6 protein-coding genes are annotated in these 12301 nt (G+C 60.5%); all 6 read left to right on the plus strand.

From position 1 onward, the window contains the following. The first annotated feature begins 37 nt into the window (after positions 1-37). The 6 genes from EP30_RS07670 to EP30_RS07695 all read left to right on the plus strand — a co-directional run bounded on the left by EP30_RS07670 (position 38) and on the right by EP30_RS07695 (position 12259). Positions 38-1699: an Hsp70 family protein gene (locus EP30_RS07670; protein WP_140557535.1), complete on the plus strand. Its 1662-nt coding sequence runs from the start codon at positions 38-40 to the stop codon at positions 1697-1699. A gap of 52 nt (positions 1700-1751) precedes the next feature. Further along, complete coding sequence (locus tag EP30_RS07675) at positions 1752-3851, plus strand: Hsp70 family protein (protein ID WP_140557538.1); 2100 nt, start codon at positions 1752-1754, stop codon at positions 3849-3851. A 62-nt stretch (positions 3852-3913) separates the two neighbouring features. Continuing rightward, positions 3914-6919 (plus strand): zinc ribbon domain-containing protein, encoded by a 3006-nt coding sequence (locus EP30_RS07680; RefSeq protein WP_140557540.1) that lies wholly within the window; start codon positions 3914-3916, stop codon positions 6917-6919. 5 nt (positions 6920-6924) lie between these two features. Next, a complete protein-coding gene (locus EP30_RS07685) occupies positions 6925-8160 on the plus strand; it encodes a hypothetical protein (RefSeq protein ID WP_140557544.1) in 1236 nt (411 codons plus the stop codon). A 16-nt stretch (positions 8161-8176) separates the two neighbouring features. After that, positions 8177-11017, plus strand: a complete 2841-nt coding sequence (locus EP30_RS07690) for a hypothetical protein (RefSeq protein WP_140557547.1) — start codon at positions 8177-8179, stop codon at positions 11015-11017. A gap of 477 nt (positions 11018-11494) precedes the next feature. Further along, on the plus strand, positions 11495-12259 hold the full coding sequence (locus EP30_RS07695; protein ID WP_140557549.1) for a hypothetical protein: 765 nt from the start codon (positions 11495-11497) through the stop codon (positions 12257-12259). Positions 12260-12301: the final 42 nt, after the last annotated feature.

Genomic DNA, 12301 nt, shown 5'->3' on the forward strand with positions numbered 1-12301 from the left:
ATACCAATCACAACACACAGAAAGAAAGAGAATCATCATGTCCAAGTATGTATACGGCATTGATCTTGGTACCACGTACTCCTGCATCGCCTATCAGGATGAGGATGGCCGCCCGACCGTGGTGAAGAACATGGATACGAACTCCGACACCACGCCCTCCGTGGTGCAGTGGGGCGAGGACGGCACGGTCATCGTCGGCCAGGAGGCCAAGGACACCGCCGTGCTCGAACCGGAACGCACGTCGGCCTTCGTCAAGCGCCTGATCGGCAAGAGCCCGGTCGCCATCACCATCGACGGCAAGGACATTTCCCCCACGGAGGTGTCGTCGTATACGTTGCGTGAGCTTGCCAAGCAGGCTGGCGCGCAGCTGGACGACGAGGTCAAGGACGTGGTGATCACCTGCCCGGCGTACTTCGGCGAGGCCGAGCGTACCGCCACGAAGCAGGCCGGCGAGATCGCCGGACTCAATGTGCTGGCGATCATCGAGGAGCCCACGGCCGCCGCCATCTGCTACGGCGTGACCCGCGCCGATGAGGACAAGAACGTGCTGATCTACGATCTGGGTGGTGGCACCTTCGATATCACCGTGATGAAGATCACCAACGGTGAGATCCGCGTGATCACTACGGAAGGTGATCATGATCTGGGCGGCAAGAACTGGGATGATGCGCTTTCCGGCGTCATGGTCGACAAGTTCCTGGAGAGCAGCGGCTATGATGGCGATCCGTTCACCGATGAGGACAATAATGAGTTCCTGCAGGATCTGGCGCTCAAGGCCGAGAAGATGAAGCAGGCGCTGTCGAACAGGACCACCGCCAAGACCATCCTTGATTACAATGGCAACCACGCCCGCATTGAGGTGTCTCGCGAGGAATTCGAGGATGTCACCAAGGATCTGCTCGATACCACCGTCTCCCTTACACGCAAGGCCATGGCCGATGCCGAGGCCGAAGGCGTGAAGGTGGACGAGATCCTGCTCGTGGGCGGCTCCACCAAGATGCCGCAGGTGCAGGAGATGATCAAGCGCGAGTTCGACATCGAGACCAAGAACTTCGAGCCGGACGAGGCCGTGGCCAAGGGCGCCGCAATCTTCGCGATCTTGCAGGCCACCAAGCAGAGCGAGGTCAAGGAGAACGAGGTCAAGGAACAGGACGCCGAAGGCAACGATGTGGCCCGTGACACCACCACCGGCGAAACCCGTATCCTGCCCACCATCGGTGGCGGCTCCGTCATGCCCACCAACATCACGGCTGATACCAAGGTGATCTCCGTCTCCACCAAGAGCTTCGGCATCAAGGCGCTCAACCCCGAGACGAATCAGCTTCGTATCTTCAACATCATCAAGAAGAACGATGAGCTGCCCGCCCGCGCCACGCAGACCTTCGCCACTCAGGAGGACAATCAGCCCCTCGCCGCGATCGAGCTGTACGAAACCCCGGAGAAGGTGGATTCCTATGAGGTGGACGAGGATCTCAAGCTGGGTGACGCCGAGCTGATCCTGCCGCCGAACACGCCCGCCAACTCGCCGATTGAGATCACCCTCGACCTGCAGGAGGACGGCACCATCAACCTGCACGCGCAGAAGCCTGACACGGGCGAGAAGGTCGACGCCGTCTTCAAGAGCGAGAACGTGATGACACAGGAGGAGATCGAAGAGGCCAAGGCCCGTGTGAGCACTGGTCTGCAGATGACCATGTGATCGATGGCACATCGGTTCGTTGAGCAATAGTCGAGCAGGTAGGAGACAAGATATGGGTATTTCGGTTGGTATTGATCTAGGTACAACGTATTCTGCGGTGGCCCGTATCAATCCTCAGACAGGCCGAGCCGAGGTGATTCCGAACGCCGAAGGCGGTGCCGTGACACCATCCGTGGTTGGCATCGCCCCCGACGGGCGAATCCTGTTCGGAACGGAAGCCAAGGAGCAGCAGGAGCTCGGCGATACCAACACCGCCGCGTTCTTCAAGCGGTATATGGGGCAGTCGGATTACACCATCCGCATGGCCGGCCGTGACTATACTCCCATTGACTTGTCCGGCATGCTGTTGCAGGGGCTTGTCCGACAGGCCGAACAGGTGGGCGGAGAGAAGATCGACGGTGCATACATCACCGTGCCGGCATACTTCCGCAACTCCGAACGCGAAGCCACGATCGAGGCCGGCCGCCGCGCCGGCATCAACGTGCTCGGCATTCTCAACGAACCGACCGCAGCCGCATTCGCCTATGGTCTCAACGGTAAAGACACGCATCAGAAGGTGCTGATCTACGATCTGGGCGGTGGCACATTCGACGTCACACTGGCCGAGGTGGACGGCGACTCCATCCGCGTGCTCGGCTCCGATGGCAGTCACATCCTGGGCGGCAAGGACTGGGACGATGCCGTGGCCAGATGGATCATCGAACAGTTCTCGGACGAGTTCGACATCGATCTGACCGACAACGATGAGGAACTCGCCCGGCTCACGGTGATGGCGGAAAGCGCGAAAAAGCGCCTGACCAAGGCGCCGTCCGCCACGATCGCCGTAAACTTCGAAGGACACCGTGGCAAATACGTGCTGGATCGCGAGACCTTCGACGATGTGACGAGCTTCATGCTGCAGGAGACCTCGGATATCGTCGACCGCCTGTTTGCGAGCGTCAGGCCCAGAGTCACATGGGCCGACGTTGACGGTGCCATTCTGGTGGGCGGTTCCACCCGCATGTTGCAGGTGCGCGACTACATCACGCGCATGTCGGGCAAGCCACCGCTGGGAGGCGTGAACGTGGACGAGGCCGTGGCCCTTGGTGCGGCCATCCGCGCCAATCAGGACGCGGCTGGTCACGCGTCGCCGATGCTGACGATCGGTGCTGGCCGACGTGCGACCACAGGCGGGGGAACGGCTGCGGCCCCGCGGATGCTCATCGGCGGCAAACGCATTTCCGATGCCACGTCGCACGCTCTCGGCATGATTCTGGAGTCGACGGATAGAAGTCGATATGTCAATGGCGTGCTCATCCCGAAGAACTCGTCGATTCCGGCGGAGAACACGCGTTCCGCCGAGCTGCGTGTGCCCCGTTCCGGTGGTGAACTGGAGGTGTATCTGCTGCAGGGGGCCGAGACCAGACCGCTTGACAACGAGGTGGCCGGCAAGTACGTGTTCTCAGACATTCCGTACGTGCAAGGTGGCCGGACCATAATCAACGTCAGCTACCGGTACGACGAAAACGGTGTGATCCAGGTATCCGCGGTCCAGCAGGAGACCGGTCGGCAGCTGGTCATGCACCGCGAACCCATCTCGGAGGATATGAGCTGGACCGACGGCAGTCCGGCGGATAACCAGCCGGAATCCGTGGCGGAACCGGGGACGGTGTATCTGCTGATCGATCTGTCCGGCAGCATGAGTGGACATCCATTACAGGAGGCGATCAGGGCGGCAAACGATTTTGTCAGCCAGCTCGACCTGTCGATATTCGCCATCGGTGTGGGAGGATTCGGCGATGAATTCGCGAACTTCTGTTCACCCACACACGACGAGCGTGCTCTTCGTGACTGCATCAACCGTCTGAAAGTGGGACGCGAGACCGGATACGGCACGGAGAGTCCCTTGGGCCATATGCCTCCGTTGCTTTCCGAATTCGACGGGGCCAAGCTGATCATCATCCTCACGGACGGCATCTGGTTCGATGCTAGATCCGCAGTGAGCGAAGCACAGCGGTGCAACGATATGGGAATCGACACCATCGGCATCGGCATCGGCGAGGCTGATGAGCAATTCCTCCAGAAGATCTCCTCGATCCAGGATCTTTCCGGATTAACCGATCTCAGCCACCTGAGCGAAAGCTTCTCCAAGATCGCGCGAGCCATCAGCTGACCGTTGGCCGCATAAGCACACATCACATGGAAGCACACGACATCACACGGAGTGAATGAACCTTGGCACAGGATAACCTCTATCTGATTCTCGGACTGTTCGATTTCGCCAACAGTCTTGAATCCGACCCGGCACCGGAACAGCGCATCGCTCAGGCGGTCGCCGCAGTGCGGCCCAAACTGTCGCAGCGCGCCAACCGTGCAGGCGGCGACCCGGCCGCCCAGCGGGCTCTCGAACTGCTCAAGACAGCGAATACGCTGAACGCACCGGAACAGCGCCAGCAGGTGTTTCTTGAGGCCAAGAACATCGTGGAGAAGTCCATCACCAAGCAGGTGAAACTGTATGCCGCCCGAGGATATATCCTCACCGGGGAGATCACCAAGATCGCACAGAAGGTCAGCAAGCAGTGTAACTGCACCATCACCGACGCCGATGTGCGCAGCCGCGTACATGGCGTACCCGTCAAGGAGCAGGAGGAAGGGCCCAAGGGCACCGAGCTGGCCAGACCCAAGTCATACAGCAAATACCACGGTCAGGAGTCCAAGCTCAAGGTCTACGGCCACGCCAACCTCTATGACATGCTTGACCCGGGCAACACCAAGGTGAGAAGCGTGCCCACGGCCACATGGCGGGCCAAGGCCGAAGCCGCAAAAAAGGCTTTGCCCAACAAGGTGAACATGGACGTTTCCGATCATCAGAAGCTGTACAACCTGTGCATCGGCACCACGTTCAAGGATGATGCCAGCCGTGCCGCCTATGACGAGTACCTTGCGTACGAAGCCCTGATGGGTATCCTCGACGAGGTCAAGGAGATCACAAGCGTCACCAAGAAGCTCGACTCCGCGCTCGCCGACCAGTACGTTGACCGTCTGTATGAGGCCGGTGCGAAGAACGGTCATCCGATCACCCGAGATGAGGCCAGTGGCTATCTGCTGTGGTTCTGTGGCAAGAGCAGCATCCTCTATATGCCGCCGGCCGAGCATGCCGACGAGTCGAGGCTGCCGAAGCCGTGTCCGTGGTGTGGCGCATTGGCGGATCCCGATGCGGTGAACTGCTCATCCTGCGGCGGCAGGATTCTCGAAAACTGCCCCCAGTGCCACCATACCAACCGTGCAGACGTGCACTACTGCGGCCAGTGCGGATTCGACTATACCAACCTCGCCCAGGCATCCGCCATGTGCGACGAGGCGAAATCATTGGCCGGAGCCCTGCGGTTCGACGACGCCGACCAGCTTGCCGATCAGGCGGCGAATCTATGGCCGGGATTTGCCGAGGCGAAGGCCGTCAAACAGACCATCGCCCAACAGCGCACCTTGGTCGGGCCATCTGCACGGCGGCTTACCGACGCCGTGAAGGCACTGAATCTCATCGAGGCAGGCAAACTATACGACGGCATCCGTCGACGTTCTCCCAAATTCGAAAACCGGGAACTTCGGGACGCGATCGACGCCGGTGTGGCCCGTGCGAAGGCCGCCATGGAGGCTGCTCCGCGCACGATCTCCAGCGTGTTGGAAGCGTACAACGCCTGTCACGATTATCCGGGATTGGCCGCAGCCTTGGCGGCTAACCCGCCGAAACCCGTTGCCGATGTCACCGTGCGCCCGGATGGCACCGCCCACTGCATGTATGTGTCGTGGCCCGCATCGTCGAGCAAAGAGGTCAGCTATGTGCTGCTGCGCAAGCAGGGAAGCCATCCTCTGGACGAGCATGACGGCGAGCGCCTTGCGGAAACGTCCGGTACGAGCTTCGTGGATCGTACGGTTGAGGCGGGCGAGCCATACGGTTATGCGGTCGTGGTGAAACTCGGGCCATTGTCATCCGCACTTACGGCGTCGAAAACCGTCACTGTGCTGTTCGACGTGGCCAACGTCAAGGTGTCGCCCAGCCAATCGACGATTCAGATCACATGGAATGGAATACCGGGTACCGGGGTGGTGGCGGTATGGCGTCGCACCGATCATGCGCCGACCCGGCCCGGGGACGGCGAACAGGTGACGAATGTCGTGAGCTCCGGATTGCTTGATCAGGGGCTGAGGAACGACGTCACCTATTACTACGCGATCTTCGTGAGCTATCGTCTCGCGAACGGCCGAACCGTCTATTCGCAGGGCGTGCAATGCTCCGGTATTCCCGCCGCTCCGCCCGAGCCCATCGACTTCCTGTTCGCCCAGCTGCAGGCCGATGGTTCGTTCACGCTGGAATGGGAGGTGCCCGAGGGCGGCGAGGCCCGGTTCTCCTACACCACGGGAGACCTTCCCTTCAAGGACGGCGATATCGTCGCGGAAAGCGAGCTGAACGCGCAGACCATGCCGCTGCCGATCACCGCGACCGGGGACGACACCGGTACGTTCACCCTGCCGGATGACTCCATCTACCATATCGTCGCCGCCACCGTGAAGAACGGTCAGGCCGTGATCGGCGCCAGCGCCACGGTGTCAAGCAGACGTGCGGTGGAGATCACGAACATCACGGCCAGTGGTGCGAACGCCGTGGTGCTGTTCGACTGGCCCGAGGAATCCGACCGTGTGCTGCTGGCATGGCGTACCGATCGATATCCCGCCTCGGCGGAGGAGCGTGGTGCCACGGTCACAAGCGTGAACCGCAGAACCTACGATCTGCATAAGGCGATCATTGTCAAGGGAATCCAGCCCAACGTCCCCTATTATTTCAGTCTGTTTGCCAGGCTCGGCAGCGGCGACTCCGCCTCCTACTCGGCCGGCAGCAACAGGATGTTCTCCTTCGGGAAGGCCAGTAAGGCCACCTATCACGTGGAGGTGCGCAAAAGCCTGCTCGGCAAGATCAAAAGCGCCACGCTGGTCATCGAATCCACGGACAGCCTCCCGGAGATGGAACTCCGCGCACAGATGGGCGTGATACCGGCGTACAGCAATCAAGGACTGCTCGTTGCGTCCATTCCGGCGCAGAACGGCGGCGGCACGCATCGTATCGAACTGCCGGCGGGCTCGCTCAATAAGGGCATGTTCGCCAAATTGTTCTTCAAGGACCTCAGCATCTATCAGACATCATCACTCACACAAGCCGCCGGAACCAGTCCGGAGATTGGATGATCACCATGAAATTGAAGTATGTATGCCCATTCTGTTTCGCCGAGCATGCCATTGGTGACGTGGAGTTCGCCTGCGACTCCCGTATGATCTGCGCCCAGCGCGACCCCAGCGGGAAGATCGTGGGTGTTCCCGGTGCTGGTGAGCCCGACAAGAAGATGCAGGAATACAAGCATCTGAGTCAGGCCCCGCTTGGACCTCATCATTTCCGCGCTCACAAGACGCCTAAATTCTCCATGCCGGATAGCGCGGTCTGCGACTGGTGCCGTCAGGTCAGTCGCACAAGGGTATGCCCGTCATGCCATAACACGTTGCCGTCCACCATCGACAATGACGAGGCCATGATCATCTCCCTGATCGGTACCCGAGGCTCGGGCAAGAGCACCTACGTGGGCGTGCTCATCCATGAGATGATGAAGCACCTGTTCGGCCCGTTCCATGGCACATTCCAGCTGTACGGCAGCGAGGACCAGCGTGAATACCGCACGCGGTTCGAGGACTACCTGTACAAGGGGCAGCCTATCCCGCAGACCACAACACATCTAACCGGCAACACCATGACGGAGAACAGGCCCATCCTTGGCATGCTGAAAATGCAGTCCAGTGGGTTCTTCGGCAAGGTGAAGCCGAAGATGCTGGTGTTCTTCGATTCCGCCGGTGAGGATTGGACCAATATGGATACCATCCAGGTCGTGGCCAAATACGTGGCCAAGTCATCCGGCATCGTGTTCCTTATCGATCCACTGGCCAATCAGCATGTCCGTGATGCCATTAGTGACGATGCGTCCATCCGCGCGTCCATCTCCGCCGACTACGAGCCGGACTCCGACCCCACGAAGGTGATCAATGACGTTGCCAGGCTCATCCGCGACCAGAACGGGTTGAAGGAAAGCCAGAAGATCGCCATCCCCGTGGCTGCGGCATTCTCCAAGCTCGATGTGCTTGAAGACAAGAATCTGCTGCCTCCGGGAGGAAGACTGTCCCAGCCATCGCCGCACGTGCAGCGCGGCATGTTCGATGACACCGACGCCGACTCGGTGAATCAGGAAGTGAGGTCGATGCTCGACCGATGGGACTATGGCAGCTTCATCAACACCCTTGACATGAACTACGCCACCAACCACTGCTTCGCGTTCTCCGCATACGGTCGCGAACCCGCGAGCGACGGCACTATCGCCCCGCCGATTCCCAAGCGCATCGAGGACGCCATGTTCTGGCTGCTGCACCTCAACAAGGTACTCTGACCGGAAGGATTGATCGATGAAAACCGAACAGATCATCTACACCTCATGCAGACAGGGCATCGAGGGACAATCATCCGGCTATCAGGTGTACTCGTACTCGCCGGGCATGCGACAGTGGATCGCCAACCGCAACGCCATCGGCGTCCTCGAACAGTACAAGGCACCCGTGGGAGACCAGTACCCGCCGTTGCCCACCCCCGAACAGATCGAGGAATGCTATCCCAAGCGCGATTACAGCGGACCATTGTCCGGTCCGGACGCGCTCTACGGCATGGCGCTATCCACTTATATCGGACGGGATTACCCGGAGGGATCCATCCGTGGCGGAAACTTCATCGCCCACGCCGTCGCATTGCCGCTGGCGACGATGATGCAGACCGGCACCTATCCGTGCGAGTACCTTGAATCGCCGAGCTTCCAACGCACCATGGACATCACCAAGGCGCGCAGCGACGAACGTCCCGCGATGTTGGGCACGCTCGACATCGAACCCAACGACGAGATCACCTTCGATGCGGTGCAGGACTTCCTCATGGATGATGACCGTGACGAGATGCTCAAGCTCATGCTCGCCTGCTTCCTCAACCGTGAGCAGGGAGGAGCGTTGCGTCGCATCATCATCCGGGACAGCGCCGAAAACTTCAACCTGTGGGTCGCCGCGCTGCAGATGGCATTGCCGCTGCGGCAGGCGTACACCTACTCATTCTCCACCTACGAATACGACCCCATGGCCGCCGATGCGCACATCATGCGTGGCGTGGACGGCATGAACGGCTCGCTGCCGCAGCTCGCCATGAGCAACTACGTATTCGACGAACGCGGCGAAGTACCTCTGCCGAACCCTATGGTCGACGAAACCGTTCGGCAGCTGTGCGATTTCCTCGTGGACGCCATGCAGACCGTACCGGACAGCCTGCATCGATTCCACGACTTCCTCAACGCCACCGACCATACGACGGCCGACATCGTGATCGCCGACGCCTACACGTTGTTCCAACTGGTGCAGGGACTGACCGCCTTCGATGAGCTCGACACATCCGCTGCCGAACGGGCACTGGTCTTCATGAGAGACCACTGCGGCGGCGACGTACTCCGCAAGGTGTCCGATCGTCTCTTCGACGAATGCCGCACGACGGTGTTCCCCGAGGACAAGCGCACGTTGCTCGCCGACGTGTTCGGGTATGCGACCAGAAGCGACAAGACGTATGCGCTGACCGCGCGGGAGCGTGCGCTGGATCTGCTGTTCGGTGTGTTCACCAATGCGGTACCGAGCCAGGACATGTATGCGCAGTCGCACGCGCTCGCCGATACGGTGCTCGCCCAGCTGGGCGAGAAGGTCGACGTGGTGCTGTTCGACGAGCTGACCGGCAATCCGGATGTGAATCTTGGACTCAGCGGCGGCACCGGAACATCGCTGCCGTGGACCGTGCACGCTTACGCGCAATGGACATCACAGGCGGTGCTTGACGCCGTGGCGAAGGGCATTGATCTGCGACCGGGCATGTCCGCAGCGCAGATGAAAGCCGCATTGGGGACGCGTAATGCGACGGCGCTCGACAAGATCATCAAGGTTGTGGTGCATCATCCGGATGGTAATGGCACGCGCCGTCTGGTCACCGATTTCGCGGGTTCCCTCAGTGCCGACCCGCGGTTGGGATGCATGGTCGATCTGCTGATCATTCTGGAGGGAGACCCGACCGGTGCGGGCGCTATGGGCGGTTCCGCCGCCTCCGGTCTGCCGTCCAGTGTGACGATGGCGTACACGGCGTTCCACACGTTGTACATGTCCTCCGATGGGGAAGGCTCCCGGACGCGAATCGGGTATCTGCAGTCCTGCTACGCCAGCGGTCTGCAATCGCTGGTTGTGTCGCTGCTCGCGGAGCAGGCGCGGACTTCCCACGATCCGGGAGCATTTCTTGCCTTCCTGAAAACAACGGGGCCGTATTTGCCGAAGGATTTTTGGCAGGACCATGCCAGGGACGTCGTTGCCGTATGCGAGCGGACGATCGGAAACACCCCTTCCGCCGCGCTGCTGTGCGTCTGCGCGCAGACGGTGCGCAGTATGGTTCCGATGCCCCTTACCTGGTACCGTACCAAGATCGATCAGGCCAGTGCGATGCTTCCCATCCTGCGTGTGGACAACCGCGTATACGATGACTATCGCGCCATCGTCGCATTGTGCAAGGACGTGTCGTTGCCGTTGCCTGCGCGTCTGACACTGATCGACTATCAATTCCACATAACGAATCTGGCGAACGCATATGCCCAGCGGAATCCCGATCCCATGGTCATCGACGGTCTGTGCAATGCGCTTATGCAGACTGGGCCGCGTCTGCCGTTGAGCGCGGCCGGGAATCAGGTCAATGCCTTCGTCGCCTCCGTCGGTGACGCCATCACCCCGGTGGTGCTTACGTCGAAATCGGGTGCCACGTTGCAATTGAAAGCGGTGCCGTCAACGTATGACATGACCGTGATGAAGCAGGTGGCCGGCAACGTGGTCAGCTCCAAGCGGATCGATGACATTCTGCTGCTGATGGCCTTGGATTCGTGTTGCTTCGGGGCATCCGCCGACCAGCTTCACCAGAACGCCATGGCGATCGATCTGGCACGGTTCCTGACGAGCCAGCTGACCGGTATGCATATGAAGTCCTCCGAACTGACGAAGTACGTGGAGGATGAACGCAAATTCGACAAGCATGTGGCCGTCAGATTCTCGCAGACCTACGGTACCGCGTTTCCCAAGGGCCATTTCACCGCGTTGTTCGGCATGATCATCGACGGCTTGGCTGCTTACGAGGCGGCCAACCCGAGCGTAATCGACAAGATGAAGAAATTCCTGCCGTTCGGTCGGCACTGATCCGATGCGAGAGCGCCTGTCGGCCGAAGGCAGAATGAGCGCTGTGCCCGGTGGCGCAGCGGGGAGTTAAGGAGATAAGGAGCGTACGCCATGCCACGCAATAACCAGTCCAGTCCGTATACGTCGAATGCTGGAGGATGGGGGACCCCGAATCCGAACAAGGCGAATACCTCCAAGACGTCATCGAAATCGCAACAGAGCCACAGCGCGCAGGGTAAATCCTCATCTGCATGGGGTTCGCCCGCTCCGGCTCCCTCGTCAGCATCCTCGAGCGGTTCTGCATGGGGTAGCCCCGCTCCCGCTCCGTCTCCCTCGTCCTCTGCGTCGAACGCATCCCCATGGGGTAGCCCCGCTCCGGCACCGGGTCCTTCGTCCTCCGCCTCGAACGGTTCCGCCTGGGGTAGTCCTAGTCCTAGTCCCTCGCCCGCTCCGGCTCCTACGCCACAGCCGGCGGGAGCGTCATCCGGCTGGGGGACAATGAATCCTTCCGGTGCCGCGACGTCATATTCCGGCGGTTCGCCATCGTCGTCATCCGCATCGTCATGGGGCACGCCAGCGCAGGGGGCAGGCAGCCCGTATGGTGCCGGCTCTGCCGGAGGAAACGCTGCCGGTACGTCCGCACAATTCGCCGCCGCCCCCGCACCGACCTCCGCCGCAACGGCCGCGTCATCCCAGTCGCTGCACGTTACGCCAATCACCTTCCTGTCCCTCGGTCTGGGACTCATCTGCAGTTTGTTGGTCGGGCCTTTTGTCGCCATCGTGCAGACTCAGGTGGTCGCCAAGCTTATGGGCCAGCTACCCGACGGCTATACCATGACAGCCATGACGCCGGGCAGGGGAGCGCTGTTCTCGTTTGTGGTTTTCTGCACGTTCATCGCACTGTATCTGAGCACGAAATATGTTCGCGTCCTGACGGCAGGTGATCGATTCCAAAGCGGAATCTGCTACATCGTCATGACGGGTGTGGCCACGTTCCTGCTGTCACGAATCGGCGGGATGGACAATGCCGTTTCGAATGCCGTCGGTACCAGCGGGCTCACTCTGACGGGAGGGCTCCTGCCGTGGCAGGCCATGATGTCCGCCTTGGTGCCTGCTGCGGTGCTGTTCGTTGGTGCCTTGCTGCTGAACGTTGCCGATAATGTTCCGGATACCGCAAGGGTGAAGCGCGTTGCGGTGTATGTGCTGGGCGCGATCGTGATGATTGGTGCCTCCGGCGTGATCGCGCTTTCTGCCATCGGCTGATAGCCGGCTTCCTTCAGATAGCCGTATGTGAACTGGAAACGA

It is taken from the genome of Bifidobacterium sp. UTCIF-39 (assembly GCF_006408715.1).
Classification (GTDB): domain Bacteria; phylum Actinomycetota; class Actinomycetes; order Actinomycetales; family Bifidobacteriaceae; genus Galliscardovia; species Galliscardovia tissieri.